18 protein-coding genes are annotated in these 18670 nt (G+C 71.9%); 10 read left to right on the top strand and 8 right to left on the bottom strand.

The features are described from left to right. Positions 1-23 precede the first annotated feature (23 nt). Entirely contained in the window at positions 24-710 is a 687-nt protein-coding gene (locus R2E43_RS16115) for an isochorismatase family cysteine hydrolase (RefSeq protein ID WP_234328654.1), read from the bottom strand. Positions 711-754: 44 nt separating this feature from the next. Here R2E43_RS16115 and R2E43_RS16110 point away from each other — a divergent pair, with 44 nt between their 5' ends. Then, a complete protein-coding gene (locus R2E43_RS16110) occupies positions 755-1267 on the top strand; it encodes a PadR family transcriptional regulator (RefSeq protein WP_016326930.1) in 513 nt (170 codons plus the stop codon). A gap of 65 nt (positions 1268-1332) precedes the next feature. Here the strand turns inward: R2E43_RS16110 and R2E43_RS16105 are convergent, their stop codons facing one another. Both R2E43_RS16105 and R2E43_RS16100 read right to left on the bottom strand, forming a co-directional pair. After that, positions 1333-1821 (bottom strand): hypothetical protein, encoded by a 489-nt coding sequence (locus R2E43_RS16105; protein WP_332056303.1) that lies wholly within the window; start codon positions 1819-1821, stop codon positions 1333-1335. A gap of 50 nt (positions 1822-1871) precedes the next feature. Continuing rightward, positions 1872-2309, bottom strand: coding sequence for a hypothetical protein (locus R2E43_RS16100; RefSeq protein ID WP_003974483.1), 438 nt, complete (start codon positions 2307-2309; stop codon positions 1872-1874). Between the two features lie 485 nt (positions 2310-2794). Here R2E43_RS16100 and hemL point away from each other — a divergent pair, with 485 nt between their 5' ends. From hemL to ccsB, 7 genes are all read left to right on the top strand, one after another. Beyond that, the gene (hemL, locus tag R2E43_RS16095) at positions 2795-4111 is read left to right on the top strand and encodes a glutamate-1-semialdehyde 2,1-aminomutase (protein ID WP_003974481.1); all 1317 of its coding nucleotides are present in this window, start codon (positions 2795-2797) and stop codon (positions 4109-4111) included. Further along, positions 4108-4809, top strand: a complete 702-nt coding sequence (locus R2E43_RS16090; RefSeq protein ID WP_003974480.1) for a histidine phosphatase family protein — start codon at positions 4108-4110, stop codon at positions 4807-4809. Before hemL ends, R2E43_RS16090 begins: the two co-directional genes overlap by 4 nt. Positions 4810-4958: 149 nt before the next feature. After that, a complete protein-coding gene (locus tag R2E43_RS16085) occupies positions 4959-6257 on the top strand; it encodes a polysaccharide deacetylase family protein (RefSeq protein WP_011029676.1) in 1299 nt (432 codons plus the stop codon). Between the two features lie 89 nt (positions 6258-6346). Next, positions 6347-7027 carry a TlpA family protein disulfide reductase gene (locus R2E43_RS16080; RefSeq protein ID WP_003974478.1) on the top strand — a complete coding sequence of 227 codons (681 nt, stop codon included), beginning with the start codon at positions 6347-6349 and terminating at the stop codon, positions 7025-7027. Between the two features lies 1 nt (position 7028). Continuing rightward, positions 7029-7799 carry a cytochrome c biogenesis CcdA family protein gene (locus R2E43_RS16075; protein ID WP_003974477.1) on the top strand — a complete coding sequence of 257 codons (771 nt, stop codon included), beginning with the start codon at positions 7029-7031 and terminating at the stop codon, positions 7797-7799. A gap of 3 nt (positions 7800-7802) precedes the next feature. Continuing rightward, positions 7803-9527 carry a cytochrome c biogenesis protein ResB gene (gene resB, locus R2E43_RS16070; protein WP_011029679.1) on the top strand — a complete coding sequence of 575 codons (1725 nt, stop codon included), beginning with the start codon at positions 7803-7805 and terminating at the stop codon, positions 9525-9527. A 188-nt stretch (positions 9528-9715) separates the two neighbouring features. Next, on the top strand, positions 9716-10858 hold the full coding sequence (gene ccsB / locus R2E43_RS16065; protein ID WP_332056302.1) for a c-type cytochrome biogenesis protein CcsB: 1143 nt from the start codon (positions 9716-9718) through the stop codon (positions 10856-10858). A 146-nt stretch (positions 10859-11004) separates the two neighbouring features. Here ccsB and R2E43_RS16060 read toward each other — a convergent pair whose 3' ends face one another. Both R2E43_RS16060 and R2E43_RS16055 read right to left on the bottom strand, forming a co-directional pair. Then, the gene (locus R2E43_RS16060; RefSeq protein WP_016326959.1) at positions 11005-12426 is read right to left on the bottom strand and encodes a condensation domain-containing protein; all 1422 of its coding nucleotides are present in this window, start codon (positions 12424-12426) and stop codon (positions 11005-11007) included. Between the two features lie 175 nt (positions 12427-12601). Then, complete coding sequence (locus R2E43_RS16055) at positions 12602-13318, bottom strand: MerR family transcriptional regulator (RefSeq protein ID WP_319709483.1); 717 nt, start codon at positions 13316-13318, stop codon at positions 12602-12604. A 41-nt stretch (positions 13319-13359) separates the two neighbouring features. On the opposite strand from R2E43_RS16055, the gene R2E43_RS16050 reads away from it, so the two are divergent. Further along, positions 13360-13962, top strand: coding sequence for an O-methyltransferase (locus tag R2E43_RS16050; RefSeq protein ID WP_332056301.1), 603 nt, complete (start codon positions 13360-13362; stop codon positions 13960-13962). Positions 13963-14030: 68 nt separating this feature from the next. Here R2E43_RS16050 and R2E43_RS16045 read toward each other — a convergent pair whose 3' ends face one another. Together R2E43_RS16045 and R2E43_RS16040 are read right to left on the bottom strand one after the other, a co-directional pair. Beyond that, entirely contained in the window at positions 14031-14924 is an 894-nt protein-coding gene (locus R2E43_RS16045; RefSeq protein WP_332056300.1) for an alpha/beta fold hydrolase, read from the bottom strand. 184 nt (positions 14925-15108) lie between these two features. Continuing rightward, complete coding sequence (locus R2E43_RS16040; RefSeq protein WP_016326961.1) at positions 15109-15708, bottom strand: TetR/AcrR family transcriptional regulator; 600 nt, start codon at positions 15706-15708, stop codon at positions 15109-15111. 176 nt (positions 15709-15884) lie between these two features. Here R2E43_RS16040 and R2E43_RS16035 point away from each other — a divergent pair, with 176 nt between their 5' ends. After that, positions 15885-17753 carry a serine/threonine-protein kinase gene (locus tag R2E43_RS16035; protein ID WP_332056299.1) on the top strand — a complete coding sequence of 623 codons (1869 nt, stop codon included), beginning with the start codon at positions 15885-15887 and terminating at the stop codon, positions 17751-17753. Here R2E43_RS16035 and R2E43_RS16030 read toward each other — a convergent pair. Continuing rightward, positions 17750-18628 carry a LysR family transcriptional regulator gene (locus R2E43_RS16030; protein WP_016326962.1) on the bottom strand — a complete coding sequence of 293 codons (879 nt, stop codon included), beginning with the start codon at positions 18626-18628 and terminating at the stop codon, positions 17750-17752. The two genes, R2E43_RS16035 and R2E43_RS16030, sit on opposite strands and share 4 nt — an antisense overlap. Between the last annotated feature and the right edge of the window lie 42 nt (positions 18629-18670).

Genomic DNA, 18670 nt, shown 5'->3' with positions numbered 1-18670 from the left:
AAGGGGCAGGCGTCGCCCCGGCCTCAGTGCCGCCCATGCCGTACACGCGCCCCTGTGGCCAGTTGGTTCGTGATCTCCTCGGCGGTCAGGACGAGTGCGAAGCCTTTGCGTAGGACGGCGAGTTCCGGTTCCTGGCGGGACTCGTCGTCGGTGGCCGTGACGTCTGCCCCGAACACGACCTTGTAGCCGCGCTCATATGCCTGCCTGGCCGTGGTGCCGCAGCAGTAGTTGGTGAGCGTTCCCGTGACAATGACCGTGTCGCGGCCGAGGTTGCGGAGCATCGTGTCGAGCGGGGTGTCGTAGAACGCGCCGTAGGAGGGCTTACGGATCAGGGCCTCGTCGCTGCGGCGGCCCAGCTGGTCCCACACCTCGGCTGGGCCCGGCCGACGCCAGTCGGTGTCGGCGTGCGGAAGGTGACTCAGGGCCCTGGGCCGGTCCAGTCCGAGATGCGTGTCGTCGAAGATGGTCCAGATCACCGGGACATCGGCGGATCGGCATCCCTCGACCAGCCGACGCAGCCTTGGCGCCATCCGGGTCGCCGCCGGCACCCAGTAAGGGCTCCAGCCCGGCCGGACGAATTCGTCCTGCATGTCGATGACCAGTAACGCCGTTCGCTCCGGCCGTACATCGAAGGATGCCCGGCCGTGCTCGTAGGCGTCACGCGCCCGTGCGGTCACCCATTCCTCGGAATACGACATCCACGCCTCCATGCCTCGATTCGAGGTACCTCGTTTCGATGTGCGAGAGTAGCAGCATGCTGGAACTCGCGATCCTGGGATTCCTGGCCGACGGGCCGCTGCACGGCTACCAACTGCGCCGTCGGATAGCGCACCTGTCCGGCCATGCCCGACCGGTCAGCGACGGCAGTCTCTATCCGGCGATCAGCCGTCTCGTCCACGCCGGGCTACTTGATCGCCGAGCCGAGCCGGGCGCCTCGGCCGCCCAGCGGCACGTCCTGAGCATGACCGCCGACGGCCGCACCGAGCTCCTGCGCCGGCTGCGGGATGCCGACGGCCTGGACATCAGCGACAGCACCCGGTACTTCACGATCCTGGCCTTCCTCTCCCACCTCCCCGACACCGCCGACCAGCACGCGGTACTGCGTCGGCGCCTGGAGTTCCTGCAACAGCCCGCAAGCTTCTTCCACGACGGCGAACGCCCACTGCGCGCCGAGGACACCGGCGACCCCTACCGTCGCGGCATGCTCACCATCGCCCGCGCCACCAGTCACGCGGAGCGGACCTGGCTACGGGAGGTTCTGGGCTGACGACCCCGACCGGCTCCGCCGGGCGGCGGAGTGGCGGTGCCCTGCGGGGGCTTCGGTGAAGCAGGTCAGGAGTAGAGGAGGGTCCGGCCGCCGCCGAGTCGTCTCAGGCCCATGGGCGCCAGCGATGTGTCCTGCTCCTGCCGTTGGTCGAAGGCGCGCAACTCTTCGACCGCCGAAGTCGGCAGCGAGTCCGACACCTCGGTGATCAGGTTCCGCAGCGATGTGCCGAGCAGGGACGCGGCGTCGTGGAGGGCTGCGAGCGGGTACAGGTTCTCGCGGGCGTCGCGGAGGCGGGCTTGTGCCATGCCGACGGCGACGAGGCCGCGGCGCAGCGTGTCCACGGACCCGGCACGGACCGCGGCCGAGGCCATGCGCTGTCCGTACACGCTGAGCACGGACGCGCCGCGGGTGTCGAGGTCGTCGATCGCCCGTTGCCGGACCGGTCCGGCGGCCTTGACGTACGAGGTGACCACCGCATCGACGATGGTGTCCCGTTCGTGGGGGAGGGGATGGCGCAGATAGCCGTAGAAGCGGCCGTCCTTGAGACGGGACACCGGTACGGGCGGGGCCCCGGGGCCCCGCCCCCCGTCGGAACGGCGTCGGCTCAGGGCCACACCAGGCAGTACGGCTGGTGCCCCGCCTCGTGCAACCGGTGCGAGAAGTCCTGCCACTCGTGCAGCAGCTGGTACACGTTGAACGCGTCCCGCGGGCCGCCGCGGTCCGGGACCGTGGACCATATGAAGGCCGCCGCGCCGACCGCCTCCTCGCCGATGCCGCGCAGGGGGTCGACCACGGTCATCGGGAGTTTGACGACCGCGTAGTCGGGGTGCAGGACGACCAGTTCCAGCGGGGGCACCTTGTGCAGGGGAACGCCCTCGATGCCGGTGAGGACCATGGCGGCCATGGTCTCCGGCTTGATCTTGGTGAACATGCCGTTCATCCCGAGCTCGTCGCCGCCCAGTTCCTCGGGGCGCATGGAGATCGGGACGCGGGCCGCGGTCGCGCCGTCGGGCGCGCCGAAGTACTTGTAGGTCACCCCCACCCGACCACCATTCCCGCTCCCCGCCCCCAGCCGGTCGGCCCGCCGGTCGAGCCGGTCGGGCTCGCCCGGGGTGCCGTGTGTCTGACGTGCTTCGGACGCTTCCTCCGCCTCGCGTCGGTGCCTTCCCCGCCGGGCACGTCGAGGACCCAGGTCATCGGTCCCCTCGCCCAGTCCGCCACCGCGATGCATATCTCCACCCGACTGCTTTTCTAGGACGCGTGGCCCCCGCCGCGCAACCCGATCATCGTGTCAGTGACCTCCCCCACGGTCGCCCGCCGAAACGTGCGGTGGGACATATGCCCGCCGGACGGTCGGCAGCCCCGTCCGCGTCGCCCCGGTGAGCTGCGTGGATGAGTTCCAGTCTGGCAGACGGCACGGCGTTGGGGGCGGTTGTCTACCCTTGACGAAGTCACCCTGGGCAACCAGAGGCCGTGCAGGGTCCGATACGTCGGAGAAGGTCGAGAAGGTCGGAGAAGTCGCAGGTCATGAGCGAACTGGCATATCCATACGAAGCACCGGCCTCGCAGGCTCTGTTCGACCGCGCCGCGGCCGTCACGCCCGGCGGTGTGAACTCCCCGGTGCGCGCCTTCCGCGCCGTCGGCGGCACGCCCCGGTTCATGGTGTCCGGCACCGGGCCGTACCTGACCGACGCCGACGGGCGCGAGTACGTCGACCTCGTCTGCTCCTGGGGGCCGATGATCCTCGGGCACGCGCACCCCGAGGTGATCGCCGCCGTGCAGGAGGCGGTCGCGCGCGGCACGTCCTTCGGCACGCCCGCCGAGGGCGAGGTCGCGCTGGCCGAGGCGATGGTCGAGCGCGTCGCGCCGCTGGAGGAGGTCCGGCTCGTGTCCAGCGGGACCGAGGCGACCATGTCGGCGATCCGGCTCGCCCGCGGGTTCACCCGGCGCACCAAGGTGATCAAGTTCGCCGGGTGCTACCACGGTCACGTCGACTCACTGCTCGCCGCCGCGGGCTCCGGCGTCGCCACCTTCGCGCTGCCCGACACCCCCGGCGTCACCGGCGCCCAGGCGAGCGACACGATCGTGCTGCCGTACAACGACCTCGACGCCGTGCACGCCGCCTTCGCCGCCCACCCCGGCGAGATCGCCTGCGTGATCACGGAGGCCTCGCCCGGCAACATGGGCGTCGTGCCGCCGCTGCCCGGGTTCAACCAGGGACTCAAGGACGCCTGCGCGGCCAACGGCGCGCTGTTCGTGTCCGACGAGGTCATGACCGGGTTCCGGACCAGCCGCGCCGGGTGGTTCGGGGTGGAGGGGGTCGTGCCCGACCTGATGACCTTCGGGAAGGTGATGGGGGGCGGGTTCCCCGCCGCCGCGTTCGGGGGGCGGGCGGACGTCATGGCGCACCTCGCCCCGGCCGGGCCCGTCTACCAGGCCGGCACCCTCTCCGGGAACCCGGTCGCCACCGCCGCCGGGCTCGCCCAGCTGCGGCTCCTCGACGACGCGGCGTACGACACCGTCGACGCCGTGTCCGCGCAGATCCAGGCACTCGTGACCGAGGCGCTCACCAAGGAGGGCGTCGCGCACAGGCTCCAGAACGCCTCCAACATGTTCTCCGTGTTCTTCACCGACCGGCCGGTCGTCAACTACGAGGACGCGAAGGCGCAGGAGTCCTTCCGGTTCACCGCCTTCTTCCACTCCCTCCTCGCGAACGGCGTCTACCTGCCACCGTCCTCCTTCGAGTCCTGGTTCGTGTCCACCGCCCACGACGAGCGGGCCGTCCAGCGCATCGCCGACGCCCTCCCGGCGGCGGCCCGCGCGGCCGCGGAGGCGACGGCATGAGCGACAACGGCATCCAGGACCGCGACGACGAGCTGACCGTCGTCCACGTCATGCGGCACGGCGAGGTCGAGAACCCCACCGGTGTCCTGTACGGGCGGCTGCCCGGCTACCACCTCTCCGAGCTGGGCCGGCGGATGGCCGAGCGGGTCGCCGAGCACCTCGCGCCCCGCGACGTGACGTACGTCGTGGCCTCCCCGCTGGAGCGGGCGCAGGAGACGGCGACCCCGATCGCCAAGACGCACGGGCTCGACCTGGACACCGACGCCCGCCTCATCGAGGCGGAGAACGTCTTCCAGGGCAAGACCTTCGGCATCGGTGACGGCGCACTGCGCCGGCCCGGCAACTGGAAGCACGTGGTCAACCCGTTCAAGCCCTCCTGGGGTGAGCCGTACGTCGACCAGGTCGTCCGGATGAAGGGCGCGATCGACGCCGCACGGGACCGGGCGCGCGGGCACGAGGCCGTGGTCGTCAGCCACCAGCTGCCGATCTGGATCCTGCGGTCGTACGTCGAGCGGCGGCGGCTGTGGCACGACCCGCGCAAGCGGCAGTGCACGCTGGCGTCCCTGACCACGTTCACCTACCGGGGCGACAAGATCGTCTCCGTCGGCTACACCGAGCCCGCCCGCGACCTCGTGCCGGCCCACCTCCTCGCGGGAGCCAAGCCGGTGAAGGGGCAGGGGAAGGCGTACGGGGCCTGACGGTCGCCCGGGCCCCGGGGCCCGGGCCCAGGTCCCTTTCTGTGGGTCCGCTGTCCACCGTTACCCAATCCGCACAAATTTCCGGAACCCGCTCGTTCGTCGCGTCCTCTCACCCAGTGACCACCAAGGACGCGACGAACGAGGTTGCGATGCGCACTTCCAACCGCACTCTCACCCGCAGGGGAATGCTCGGACTCGGCGCGGGGGCCGCGGCGGCGGTCGGGCTCGCGGGCTGCGGCACCGGTTCCCACTCCTCGTCGGACGGCTCGCACCAGGCCCCAGGCGCCGGGAAACCGTCGCCCTCCGGCAGCGGCAAGGCCCCGGCGAAGCCCATCGGCGACGGCTCCACGTCGTACACCGGCAAGCAGCCGCACCAGCCGGACGCCCCCGTGCCCCTGGAACCGGGCCAGACGCCGCCGCAGTTCGTCGTCTTCTCCTGGGACGGCGCGGGCGAGGTCGGCAACGGGCTCTTCCCCCGCTTCCTGGACCTGGCCCAGGAGCACGGCGCGCACATGACGTTCTTCCTCTCGGGCCTGTACCTGCTGCCCGAGTCGAAGAAGCGCCTCTACGACCCGCCGAACAACCCGCGCGGCGCCTCCGACATCGGCTACCTCACCGACGAGCACATCAAGGCGACGCTCACCAACGTCCGCCGGGCGTGGCTGGACGGGCACGAGATCGGCACCCACTTCAACGGCCACTTCTGCGGGGGCGGCGGCAGCGTCGGCAACTGGACGTCCGCGCAGTGGCGCAGCGAGATCGACCAGGCGAAGTCCTTCGTCAAGGAGTGGCGGACCAACAGCGGCTGGACCGACCTGCCGTCCCTGCCCTTCGACTACGACAAGGAACTCGTCGGCGGCCGCACGCCCTGTCTGCTCGGCCAGGACAGGCTGCTGCCCACCGCCCGCGAGCTGGGCTGGCGCTACGACGCCTCCTCGCCCGGCGGCCGCCAGGTGTGGCCGGTGAAGAAGGACGGGATCTGGGACCTGCCGCTCCAGCAGATACCGTTCCCCGGCCACTCCTTCGAGGTCCTCTCGATGGACTACAACATCCTCGCCAACCAGTCGGTCAACTCCACCAAGGCCCCCGCGTACAACTACCCGGGCTGGCGGGAACAGGCCACGAAGGCGTACATATCCGGCTTCAAGCGGGCGTACGAGTCGAACCGGGCACCCTTCTTCATCGGCAACCACTTCGAGGAGTGGAACGGCGGCATCTACATGGACGCCGTGGAGAACGCCCTCAAGCACATCGCGCGGGAGAAGGAGAAGGGCGAGGACATCCGGCTGGTCTCCTTCCGCCAGTTCACCGACTGGCTGGACGTGCAGAAGCCCGAGGTGCTCGCCAAGCTGCGGACCGTCGAGGTGGGGCAGCGGCCGGCCGGGGGCTGGAACGCCTTCCTCAAGGAGACCCCGGCCTCCTCGGGCGCCCCCGCGAACGCCGCCTGAAGCGACCGCGAAACGGTGCCTGAAATGCGGGTTTCCGGCCGCGAGGGGGGTGCGCAAGATCCTCGGAACGGACATGCGAAACTTTTCACATGAGTGCCGCCAGCCGCGCCCCCCTGCGCTCGAACCGCTCGAACCGCACCGCCGAGCGCTTCACCGAGCGCACCGCCGACGCCCGCGCCCGCGTCCGTAGCCGGGCCGCCCGGGCCGCCGTCGGCGCGGCCGCCGCGGCGCTCCTCGTGTCCGCGTGCAGCTCCGGCGGCACCTCGGGCGGCGGCGGGCAGACCGGCTTCATCACCGGCTCCGACGGCATCGCCACCGCGAAGAAGGGCGAGCGCGCCGACGCCCCCGAGCTGTCCGGCGAGACCGTCGACGGGGGACAGGTCGACGTCGCCGACTACAAGGGCAAGGTCGTCGTCCTCAACGTCTGGGGCTCGTGGTGCCCGCCCTGCCGCGCCGAGGCCAAGAACTTCGAGAAGGTCTACCAGGACGTCAAGGACCAGGGCGTCCAGTTCGTCGGCATCAACACCCGCGACACCTCCACCGGTCCGGCCCGCGCCTTCGAGAAGGACTACGGGGTCACCTACCCGAGCCTGTACGACCCGGCGGGCAGACTGATGCTCCGCTTCGAGAAGGGCACCCTCAACCCGCAGGCCGTCCCCTCCACGCTCATCATCGACCGGGAGGGCAAGGTCGCCGCGCGCACCCTCCAGGCGCTCAGCGAGGAGAAGCTGCGCAAGATGCTCGCCCCGTACCTCCAGCCGGAGAAGTGACGTGTCCGCAGTGACCACCCTCGCGGCCGAGGGCTACAACGGCACGGTGCTGAACGGCGCCCTGCTCGTGGCCCTCCCCATCGCGCTGCTCGGCGGCCTGGTCTCCTTCTTCTCGCCCTGCGTCCTGCCGCTCGTCCCCGGCTACCTCTCCTACGTGACCGGCGTCACCGGCACGGACCTCGGCGAGGCCCGGCGCGGCCGGATGGTCGCCGGAGCCTCCCTCTTCGTCCTCGGCTTCACCGCCGTCTTCGTCTCCAGCGGGGCGCTCTTCGGCTACTTCGGCTCCACGCTCCAGGAGGAGCGCGGCACCCTGACCAAGGTGCTCGGCGTGCTCATGATCCTCATGGGCGTCTTCTTCGTCGGCCTCATGCCCTGGTTCACCCAGCGCGAGTTCCGCTTCCACCGGCGCCCCGTGACCGGCCTGGTCGGCGCGCCGCTGCTGGGCGCGCTGTTCGGCATCGGCTGGACACCCTGCATCGGTCCGACCCTCGCGTCCGTCCTCGCACTCTCCGCCGACCAGGGCACCGCCGGCCGCGGCGCCATACTGACCGTCGCGTACTGCGTCGGCCTCGGCGTGCCGTTCGTGCTCGCCGCGGTCGCCTTCCGCAAGGCGCTCGGCGCCTTCGGCTGGATCAAGCGCCACTATGTCTGGGTGATGCGGATCGGCGGCGCCATGATGATCGCGACCGGCGTGCTGCTGCTGACCGGCGCGTGGGACAGCATCGTCCAGGACATGCAGACCTGGTCCAACGGCTTCACTGTAGGGATCTGACCGATGAGCAACACCACCACGGGCAAGACCCCGACGACCGACGAGGAACAGGACCTCGGCGCCGCCGGCTCCCAGTTGTCCACCGCACCCAAGGAGGAGGCCCCGAACCTCCCCTCGCTCGGCGTGATCGGCTGGGCCCGCTGGTTCTGGCGCCAGCTCACCTCCATGCGCGTCGCGCTGCTCCTGCTCCTGCTGCTGTCCCTGGGCGCGATCCCCGGATCGCTGATCCCGCAGGACGGCGTCGACGCGATGAAGGTCCAGGAGTTCCGCGACAACCACGACCTCCTGGCGCCGGTCTACGACAAGCTCGGCCTCTTCCACGTCTACAGCTCGGTGTGGTTCTCCGCGATCTACATCCTGCTGTTCGTCTCCCTCATCGGCTGCATCGTCCCGCGCACCTGGCAGTTCGTCGGCCAGCTCCGCGGGCGTCCGCCCCGCGCGCCCCGGCGCCTGGACCGGCTGCCCGCCTACACCACCTGGCGCACCGGGGCCGAGCCCGAGGAGGTCCGCGAGGCCGCCCTGAAGCTGCTGAAGAAGCGCCGCTTCCGCGCGGACGCGGACGCCGCAGGCGACGCCGTCGCGGCCGAGAAGGGCTACCTGCGCGAGGTCGGCAACCTCGCCTTCCACATCGCGCTGATCGTGATGCTGATCGCCTTCGCCTGGGGCCAGCTGTTCAAGTACGAGGGCAACAAGCTGATCCTGGAGGGCGACGGCTTCTCCAACACGCTCACCCAGTACGACGACTTCAAGTCCGGGAACCTCTTCGACGCGGCCCACGACCTGGCCCCCTTCAGCTTCACCCTGAAGGACTTCCACGGCACCTACGAGGCGACCGGCCCCAACCGCGGCACCCCGCGCATCTACGAGGCCCAGGTCACCTACAGCGAGGGTGCCGAAGGCGCCGAGAAGTCGAAGACCATCGAGGTCAACAAGCCGCTGGAGATCGACGGCTCCAAGGTCTACCTCGTCAGCCACGGCTACGCCCCCATCCTGACCGTCAAGGACGCCGAGGGCGACGTCGTGATGGACAAGCAGGCGGTGGCCCTGCTGCCGCTGGACGCCAACGTCACCTCCTCCGGCGCCGTCAAGGTCATGGACGGCTACCGCAACGCCAAGGGCGAGAAGGAGCAGCTCGGCTTCAACGCGTTCTTCCTGCCGACGTACGGCGGCAAGGGCAGCACGATGCTCTCCAGCTTCCCGGCGCTGATCAACCCGATGCTCGCGCTCTCCGCCTACCACGGCGACCTCGGCGTCGACGCGGGCATCCCGCAGAGCATCTACCAGCTCGACAAGACCAACCTGGAGGAGTTCAAGGGCTCCGACGGCAAGCTGTTCAAGCAGCAGCTCAAGGTCGGCGACACCATGACCCTCCCGAACGGCGCCGGCTCCGTCACCTTCAACGGCGTCCAGGAGTGGGCCGGCTTCCAGGTCACGCAGCAGCCCGGCAGCGGCTGGGCCCTCGGCGGTGCCGTCGTCGCCATCTTCGGCCTGGCCGGCTCGCTGTTCATCCAGCGCCGCCGGGTCTGGGTGCGGGCCGTCCGCGGCGCCGACGGCGTCACCGTCGTGGAGATGGCCGGCCTCGGCCGCAGCGAGTCCGCGAAGGTCCCGGAGGAACTGGGCGACCTCGCCGGGGTCCTCTACGACCGGGCGCCCGACGCGGGGGCGGAGCCGGACAGCTTGTCCGACTCCGGCTCCGATTCCGCGTCTGCCGAAGGGGCTGAGAATTGAATCCTCTCCCCCGCGGAACAAGGGAGATTCCCGGCTCTCGCCGCCCGGCCGGCCAGCGGCCTTCCAGGTCTTCCACGATCAGCGCCGGCCGGGTTGAAACCAGCCCGGTAACACGCACGCCATCCTGCTGCAGACTTCACCGCCCGACCGCTTGGTGCCGGGACATTCACCCGAAGGAGTGCTGAGAAGTGACTCTCGCCGCCGCAACCGAGTTGGCCGCCGCGACCAACGAGAACCTCGCGAACGTCAGCAACACGCTGATCTACTCCTCGATGGCCGTCTACACGCTGGCCTTCTTCGCGTACATCGCCGAGTGGCTCTTCGGCAGCCACAGCAAGGTCGGCCGCACCGCCGCCGCGCTCACCAGCGACACGGCCGGGGCCAAGGCCGGCGCCAGGTCCGGTCCGGCCGTCACCGTGAAGAAGGCCGGCACCACCGCCGTACTGGAGCGCCCCGAGGTCGTCGTACGGACCGCGTCCGGCACCCGTGACGTGCCCGACGGCCCCGGCGCGCACGGCGGCACCGAGAAGGGCGACCTGTACGGGCGGGTCGCCATCTCGCTCACGGTCCTCGCCTTCGCCGTCGAGGCGGGCGGCGTCCTCACCCGCGCCCTGTCGGTGCAGCGGGCGCCGTGGGGCAACATGTACGAGTTCAACATCACGTTCACGACGGTCGCCGTCGGCGTGTACCTCGCGCTGCTCGCCCTGAAGAAGAACGTCCGCTGGCTCGGCCTGCCGCTGACCACCACGGTCCTGCTCGACCTCGGCCTGGCCGTCACGGTCCTCTACACCGCCAGCGACCAGCTCGTCCCGGCCCTGCACTCGTACTGGCTGTACATCCACGTCTCCACGGCGATCTTCTGCGGCGCGGTCTTCTACGTCGGCGCGGTCTCCACGATCCTGTACCTCTTCAAGGACAGCTTCGAGAACAAGCTCGCCTCCGGCGGCACGCCCGGCCGCTTCGCCAGCTCGGTCCTGGACCGGCTGCCCGCCGCCGCCTCCCTCGACAAGTTCGCCTACCGCGTCAACGCCGCCGTCTTCCCGCTGTGGACGTTCACGATCATCGCGGGCGCGATCTGGGCGGGCGACGCCTGGGGACGCTACTGGGGCTGGGACCCCAAGGAGACGTGGTCCTTCATCACCTGGGTCGCCTACGCCGGCTACCTGCACGCCCGCGCCACGGCCGGCTGGAAGGGCCGCAAGGCCGCCTACCTGGCCCTGATCGCCTTCGGCTGCTGGCTGTTCAACTACTACGGCGTCAACATCTTCGTCTCCGGCAAGCACTCCTACGCCGACGTGGGCCTGGGCGCCCTCCAGTCCGTCGGCTTCTGATCAAGGCACGGCCAAAGGCCGGTTCCCGTGACCCAGGTCACCGGGACCGGCCTTTCGCGTGCCGTCCGGCCCCGACGCGGCCTTCGGCGGCGGCCGGTTGTACGCCGACGGCGGCGACGGGCGCCTGCACGCGGGCGGCGGCTCCCTCACCGGGCGGTGGGCGGCGGGCCCGAGTCCCCGCGGGCGACGCCGGTGACGACGTCCCGCAGCCGCTCCACGTACAGCCGCAGGTTCTTGTGGGCGACGTCCGTGTCCGGGTAGCGGCTCGCGAACCACAGGCCCTCGGGGAGCCGGGTGACCCAGGCGCACACCTGGTCGCCGTAGGAGACCCGCAGCAGCGCGTACGCCGTCCGGTCCGGCCAGCTGTCGGCGCCGGGGACGCCGCGGGCGTCGACGTACGACACGATCGAGTACAGGTCGGGCGAGGTCGGCCGGAAGTCCGTGCCGAGCAGGCGCAGCACGCGGTCGATCGGCATGCGGGACAGCCGCCGGTTGGCCTGGAGTTCGGCGCGGACGGTGCCGAGGGCGCTGGGGAAGTCGTGGGCCCGGTCCGCCGGGACCTCGATCGGCGCGCCGCCCACGTACCAGCCGACGGACTCCGCCCACTGGGAGCGCGACCGGGTGTGGAAGGGCACGACCGTGCGATAGACCGGCTCGCCGCCGATCTCGTGGACGATCAGCGCGGTCGCGGCCAGCACACCGACCAGGCTGCCGCCGTAGGGACGGCAGTACGCCTCGAACGCGGCGGCGTCGGCCGCGTCCACCAACGGCTCGCGCAGCAACCGCTGTTCGGGCAGCGGATCGCCGGTCCGCACGCCGAGGTCGACGGGGAAGGACGGCAGCCGCCCGTCGCAGCGGCGGATGAACTCCCGCCAGCGGGCGACGATGTCGTGGTCGCCGTCGATCCGGTCCGCGTCCGCCCGCTCCGCCTCGCAGAAGTCGACGTAGGAGCCCACCCGGGGGTGCGGCACGGTCCGCCCCGCCACACCCGCGGCGTACAGCTCGCCGACCTCGGCGGGGATGCGGTAGATGGAGTAGGCGTCGACGTTGCTGTGGTCGAAGGCCATGTAGACGCTGACGCCGTCGTCGCGGACGACCGCCGTGTAGATGAGGTTGGGCCAGCGCAGCGCGTCCGCGACCCGGTCGAAGCGGTCCTGGAGGTGCCGGGCGAGGTCGGCCGCGTCCGGGAAGTCGCCGACGTCCTCGCGGTGCAGGGCCACGGCGTCCGCGTCGAGCGTGAACCGCCGCATCGTGTCGCCGCTCTCGCCGCTCCACCGGAAACCGCTGCGCAGCGTCTCGTGCCGCAGCGTCCAGGCCCGCAACGCCTCCTGGAGCACGTCGAGATCGACCGGCCCCGGGATGTCGAAGGCGGCACCGAGCCAGGTCGGCACGAACAGGCCGTCCTCGCGCACCGACCGTGCCGTCCGGATGTGCGACTCCTGGATGTACGCGGGCGGGCGCGCGTCCTCGGGCAGCGCCGCCGCGATGTCGAGCGTCCTGGGACTGAGCGTCCACTCGACGAGGCGCCCGGGACGGATCTCGCAGCGCTGGATGTCGGTCATTCGCACGAGGAGGTCTCCGTTCGCAGATGTACAGACCCGACCAAGGGAATGCCGTCTCCGCGACCGCGCACCTGGTGTGTCGACACTGTTCAACGGAACGGATGGCCTCTCGAACGCCGATACGCCCCTACCGGCCGGCCGCCCTTCACCCTTTCCCCGTGCACCCTTCACGCCTCGCACGTCACTCCAGGTACGCGTGCAGGGCGGCCGCCCCCGCCAGCATCGACCGGGTCCGCACGGTGAGGGCCCGCCCGCGCGCCTCGACCGCCGCCCGCAGCGCCGCGCCGCTCCCCGCGCGCCGCAGGTCCTCCAGCACGGGCCGGATCTGCTCGAAGAGATGGTGGCTGCGGCGCAGGGTCCGCACCACCCGCGCGTCCCGCACGTCGGCGGGCCCGTACACGCGGTACCCGGTGCCGTGTTCCCGTCCGGGCACGAGCAGTCCCGCCGCCTCCCACACCCGCAGCGCGGAGGTCCGTACGCCGACCAGCACGGCCACCTCGCCGATGCGCAGCCCGTGCGGTCCGTCACCGGAACGGGGTGGTGGCGCGGCGTCCCGACCGGACAGCGCCTCCAGCGCCTCACCGGCGGCCCGCAGTGCGACCCGCTCCTCGTGCAGCGCGGCGTGCGCGGCGTCCACCAGCGCGAGGGCACCGGCCACGTCCCCGGCGTGCACCGCCCGCATGACCCGCGTCGCCGTCACCGCCCCGTACCCCGGCTGCAACGCCCGGTACGTCAGCAGCGCGTCCCGGTGCCGCTCGCCGAACACCCGGTACCCGGCGTCGGTGCGTCCGGCCGGGGGCAGGACACCGGCGTCCTCGTAGTTGCGGACCTGCTGCGTCGACAGCCCGACGGCACGGGCCAGATCGACGGTACGCAGACGACGCTCGCGGTTGCTCACCGGGCGCAGCCTATGCGGGACGGGCGGACATAATGCCGGGCATGTCGCTACAGGGGACGGACGCCCACCGGAACGCCGACGGCACCCTCCCGGCACTGGTCGCCCGGGCCGTGGCGGCGGCACGTGCGCACGGCTTCCCCTACTCGTGCCGCCCAGAACAGGGCCGCCTGCTCCGCCTGCTGGCCGTCGGAGCGCCGCGGGGCATCGCCGAGACCGGCACGGGCTGCGGCGTGGGCCTGGCCTGGCTGGCCTCCGGCGCCCCGCCGGGAACCCGGCTGGTCAGCGTCGAGCGCGACGCGGAGCGGGTCCGGGTGGCCAGGCAGGTCTTCCGCGACCACCCGGAGGTCGGGATCCTCCACGGAGACTGGCGACGCGTCGAAGAACACGGCCCGTACGACCTGCTGGTGCTGGACGGCGGAGGCCAGGCGAAGGGCGACGGCACCGCCGACCCGGTCCGCCTCCTGACCCCCGGCGGCACGCTGGTGGTCGACGACTTCACCCCGGCCACCACCTGGCCGCCCCTCTTCGGCGGTGTCCCCGACCGCCCGCGACTCCACTGGCTGGAGCACCCCGCACTGCGCACGACCGAACTCCGCCTTGCGCCGGACCTGGCCGTGATCGTCGGGACCCGGCTCCGGGGCTGACGGGAAGAGGCCCTGGGTCGTGGCGGGGGAAGCCACGGCCCAGGGCCGGTCTGTGGGGGCAGCGGCTGCTACCGGGCGTCGGCGACGCGGGAGGTGACGCTCTGGACGGTCTTGAGGGCGAGGTCCGGGCGGTCGGTGTGGATGTAGTGGCCGCTGCCCTTGGCGGTGGTGAGCTGGGCGTCGGTGGAGAGCTGCTGCCACTCCTGCTGGCCCTTGGCCCACATCTTCTCCAGGGCGGGACCGTACTCCGGGACCGCGGCGTACTGGGACTCGTGCTTGAGGATCTCGACGGGGATGTCCCCGGCGGAGTGGACCGGCCCGTCGGCGATGACGAACTGCTCGGGGTTCTGGCCCTCGTTGCCCGCGATCGCGCCGTCCCGGACCTGGGTCGCGCCGCCGGTGGCGTCGGCGGGGATGGTGCGGTTCATGTCGCGGGTGAGGTGCGGGACGGTGGCGTCCAGGAGGACCAGGCCCTTGACGCGGTCGGTGTGGTCGGGGGTGTAGCGGGCGGCGATGTAGCCGCCCAGGGAGTGGCCGGCCAGAACGACGGGCCGGTCGCCCGCGAGGTGGTCGAGGAGCTTGGTGAGCAGGACGCTGGTGTCGTTGACGGTCTGGAGGGTGCCGGGAGCGGGCTTGTCGCTCTTGCCCTCGCCGAGGCGGTCGTAGGAGCAGACCCGGTCCGTCTTGCTCAGCGACTTCTGGAGGGCGGCCATGTTGTCCAGGCCCTCGCCGCCGCCCGCCATCAGCATCACCAGCGGCCGGTCCGCGTCCGACTGGCCGGAGCAGGAGACGTTGACCGTGCGGCCGTCGACGTCGATCTTCTTCGTGCCGGTGAAGGAGGCTCCCGCGTCCTTCGCGTCGGAGTCGTCCTTGCCGTACTCCTCGTTCAGGACGAGTCCCGCGCCGGCCACGGTGCAGACGACGGCGATCGCGGCAATCGCCTTGGCGAAGGTGCGGAACATGGGGGGCCTCCAGCGGGCAAGGGTGAGGTAGGGAAGGGGCGTTGGGGGGAGTCTCTTCAGTCGGCCTGTGGTGCCCGGCGACTGATGAAGACTCTATGGATCCACCGGCCCCGGATCGTCACCCCGCGGTGGACACCCGCCCGTAGCTCCCTCGGGGGACAGCCCCGCCGCCCCCGCGCGGCCGCTACGCCCCGTCCGCGCTGATGGACCGCCAGATCCGCTCCGGCAGGATCCGCGCGGCCTCGTCCAGGTCGACGTCCCCGAGGGTCAGCCAGCGGCGGCTGACGCCGACGACGGGGCCCAGGAGGAGGGACTCCAGCAGGGCGGGGGACAGCGGGGCGATCTCGCCGCGCTCGACGTGCCGCAGCACCCAGGAGGTGAGCGGAGGCATCCGTGCCTCCTGGACGTCGCGGAGTTCCCTGCCCTGCTCCATGCCCACCTGGTCGGCTCGCGAGGAGTGCAGGAGTCGGCTCACGTCCGGATGCGCCTGAACGAAGCCGAGGTAGGCGCGCACCAGTGCGCGAACGCCGGTGCGCGCGTCGTGGGAGTTCCCCACCGCGTCGGCCAGTTCGCCCAGCAGCCGGCCGAGCCAGCGCGTCAGCAACGCGTTGACGAGCCCGTCGATGCTGCCGAAGTGGTGGTAGAGGCTGCCCAGGCTGACGCCGCTCGCCCTGGTCACGGCGCTGACCGTCAGCCCCTGCTCCCCCGCGTCCGCGTACACCCGCAGGGCGGCGTCCAGGAGGAGGTCGGAGGTGACCTCACCGCGGTGTTGTTTGGGGCTCATGGGCAGGCACGCTCTCATTCCCTCTTCTAGAATAATTTTCTAGAACCTTCTTCCAATCCTAGGTCCGCCTGACTCAGACTGTCCCCTGTGGGACGCGCGTGTCCGCCCGGACTTCGGAGGGGAGCGGGTGGGCCGCGGGTCCCCGGTCGTCGGGGCAACGGGGGGACAGGGTCGACGTGTTGGAGCTGGACGGCAGCGGTGCGGAGCCGCTGAGGGACGGGGACCCGCGGTGGATCGGGCCGATCCCGCTGATCGGACGCCTCGGCTCCGGCGGCATGGGCCGCGTGTATCTCGGCGTCCACGAGGGCCGGTACGCGGCCGTCAAGCAGCTCCTGCCCTCGGTCGTCGCCGAGGACGAGGACTTCCTGCGCCGCTTCGGGCACGAGCTGGACAACCTCGCCCGCTTACCCGGGGAGGCGACCGCGCCGCTGCTCGCCGGGGACCGGGAGGCCCGGCCGCCCTGGTTCGCCACCGCCTACGTGCCCGGCCTCACCCTGACCGAGGCGCTGGAGGTCCACGGCGGCCCGCTGCCCGCCGGTGCGCTGTGGCTGCTGCTGCGGGAGGCCGCCAAGGGGCTGGCGGCGGTGCACGCGCTGGACATGGTGCACCGCGATCTGAAGCCGTCCAACGTGATGCTGACGCTGGAGGGTCTGACCCTCATCGACTTCGGGGTCGCCCGGGCCGCGGAGCAGAGCCGGCTGACGAGGACGGGCATGGTGGTGGGCACGCCCGCCTACATGTCGCCGGAGCAGGCCTCCGGGGGACGGGCGTCCAGTGGAGCCGTGGACGTCTTCGCGCTGGGTTCGGTGCTGGCGTACGCGGCCTCGGGGCGGCCGCCCTTCGGTGACGAGTCGGGGCACGCGGTGCTGTACCGCATCGTGCACGAGGAGCCCGACCTCGGGCCGCTGCGGGAGCTGGACCCGGAGTTGGCCGACGTGGTCGCGTCCTGCCTGGACAAGGACCACGAGGGGCGGCCCACCGCCGCCGAACTGCTCGAGACCGCCGAACGGCACGGACCGTACGAGCCGCCGCTGTGGCCGGAGGCCCTCACCGAGCGGCTGACCGAACGGGCGGCCTTCGTCACGAAGCTGCCGGAGCGGGCGGACCTCCCCGAACCCGAACCTGAACCCGAGCGCGGTCCCGGTCCCGGGTCCGCCGTCCTCGGGCGGCGGGATCCGGGTCGGTCCGACCGTCGGCGCCGGCACCGCGTTCTCTTCGCCGTCGTCCCGGTCGTGGTGGCCGCCGGGGCGACCCTCGCCGTGCAACTCCTGCCCTACACCTTCGCCCCCGGTGACCGTGCGGACGCGTCGCCGTCGTCGTCCGCGCCGGTGTCGAGCGCGCCCGCGGCGTCCCCGGCCGGGCCCGGGAAGGCCTCGCGGACGGCGACGCCGGACCAGGACCGGTCCGCGTCACCCTCCCGATCGCCCGGGGAGCAGGGCGACCGACGGGGCGACGCGGACGGCGGGGGCGGGGCCGCGGGCGGTTCGCAAGGGGATGCGGATGCCGGCGGGGCCGGGTCGGGTTCCGGGTCGGGCTCCGGTTCCGCCGGTGACGGAGGCGCCGGCGCTGGCTCCGGCGCGGGCAGCGGCGATGGCTCCGGTTCCGACTCCGGGTCCGGGTCCGGTGCTGACTCCGGCTCTGGCTCTGGTTCCGGCTCCGGAGACGGTGGCGCGTCCGGATCAGGTGTCTTCACGCTCAAGAACGCCAAGAACGGTCGGTGCCTGACCACCGCCCACGCCGACGCCCCGTACGACGGCGACTGCACGGGCGACGCGGCCACCTGGACCTTCCGGAGCAGGCCGGACGGCACCGTGTGGATCATCAACGGGCTCTCGGGCCGGTGCATCTACACCGCGGCGATCGGGCACCCGGTCTTCTCGTTCCCCTGCGGCCGTACCACCGGGCAGGAGTGGCGGGTGGGGTCCGGCGGCACCCTCAAGAACGCCGCGACCGGCGGCTGCGTCACCGTCAGCGCGATGAGCGGAACCGGCGTGCGCAACGAGGCCTGCGACCAATCCGCGGCCCAACGCTGGACGCGGAGCTAGGGGGCGTACACCGCGACCGCGAGCCGGACGAACGAGCGGATGAGCGGGTTTGGGTCGGTCCGGGGCCAGGCCACCACCACGGGGCTCGGCGGCAGGCCCGTCAGCGGGACCACGGTGAGGCCGTCGGCGGGCACGTGGTCGGCGAGGGTCATGCCGACCGTGCCGTTCCACAGCACGACCTGCTGACACTCCCGCACGGTGCGCACCACCGGCCCGGGCCGCGGCTCCCCGCCGTTCCAGTACGCCTGCCACAGCGGGTCCGTGCCCTCCGGGAAGCGGAACCAGCGGCGGTCGGCCAGCTCGGCCGGTGTCAGGCTCGCCCGGCCGGCCAGCGGGTCGTCGGCGCGCAGCAGGGCACCCACCGGGTCGGCGCGCAACGCCCGCGTGGCCAGGCCGGTCGGGTCGAAGGGGCCGCGGGTGAGGGCCACGTCGACCAGACCGGCGTGCAGCCCGCAGGTGGGGTCGGTCAGGTCGGTCTCGCGGACGGTGACCTCGACGTGCGGGTGGTGCCGGCGGTAGGCGTCGGCCAGGCGGACCACGTCCGGGTCGGTGCTGTCGCCGAGGATGCCGACGGTGAGGGTCGCGGCACCGGCCGCGGCCGCCACGCGAGCGGGTACCCGTGCGGCCCGGTCGAGCAGGGCGCGCGCCTCGTCGAGCAGCACCGCACCGGCCCCGGTGAGGGTGACGCCCGCGGAGGTGCGGTGGAACAGCGTGGCGCCGAGGTCCGCCTCCAGTGCCCTGATCGCCCGGCTCAGCGGCGGCTGGCTCATGTGCAGCCGGACGGCCGCCCGGCCGAAGTGGAGTTCCTCCGCGACCGCCGCGAAGTAGCGCAGCGTCCGCAGTTCGAGCCGGTCCATCCGGTTCACCCGGTCCATCCTGCGACGATACCCGCGCGGTATCGAGTGTGCGGAACGGGT

Origin of the sequence: Streptomyces violaceoruber, from assembly GCF_033406955.1 — a bacterium.
GTDB classification, from domain to species: Bacteria; Actinomycetota; Actinomycetes; order Streptomycetales; family Streptomycetaceae; genus Streptomyces; species Streptomyces violaceoruber.
The sequence above is the reverse complement of the archived record's forward strand: the minus strand, read 5'-3'. Positions and strand labels throughout refer to the sequence as shown.

Excerpts from the sequence above, each read along its gene's own strand:
- R2E43_RS16115 (WP_234328654.1), bottom strand. The coding sequence starts at position 710 with ATGGAGGCGTGGATGTCGTATTCCGAGGAATGGGTGACCGCACGGGCG.
- R2E43_RS16110 (WP_016326930.1), top strand. The coding sequence starts at position 755 with ATGCTGGAACTCGCGATCCTGGGATTCCTGGCCGACGGGCCGCTGCAC.
- hemL (WP_003974481.1), top strand. The coding sequence starts at position 2,795 with ATGAGCGAACTGGCATATCCATACGAAGCACCGGCCTCGCAGGCTCTG.
- R2E43_RS16090 (WP_003974480.1), top strand. The coding sequence starts at position 4,108 with ATGAGCGACAACGGCATCCAGGACCGCGACGACGAGCTGACCGTCGTC.
- R2E43_RS16085 (WP_011029676.1), top strand. The coding sequence starts at position 4,959 with ATGCGCACTTCCAACCGCACTCTCACCCGCAGGGGAATGCTCGGACTC.
- R2E43_RS16080 (WP_003974478.1), top strand. The coding sequence starts at position 6,347 with ATGAGTGCCGCCAGCCGCGCCCCCCTGCGCTCGAACCGCTCGAACCGC.
- resB (WP_011029679.1), top strand. The coding sequence starts at position 7,803 with ATGAGCAACACCACCACGGGCAAGACCCCGACGACCGACGAGGAACAG.
- R2E43_RS16050 (WP_332056301.1), top strand. The coding sequence starts at position 13,360 with ATGTCGCTACAGGGGACGGACGCCCACCGGAACGCCGACGGCACCCTC.
- R2E43_RS16045 (WP_332056300.1), bottom strand. The coding sequence starts at position 14,924 with ATGTTCCGCACCTTCGCCAAGGCGATTGCCGCGATCGCCGTCGTCTGC.
- R2E43_RS16040 (WP_016326961.1), bottom strand. The coding sequence starts at position 15,708 with ATGAGCCCCAAACAACACCGCGGTGAGGTCACCTCCGACCTCCTCCTG.
- R2E43_RS16030 (WP_016326962.1), bottom strand. The coding sequence starts at position 18,628 with ATGGACCGGGTGAACCGGATGGACCGGCTCGAACTGCGGACGCTGCGC.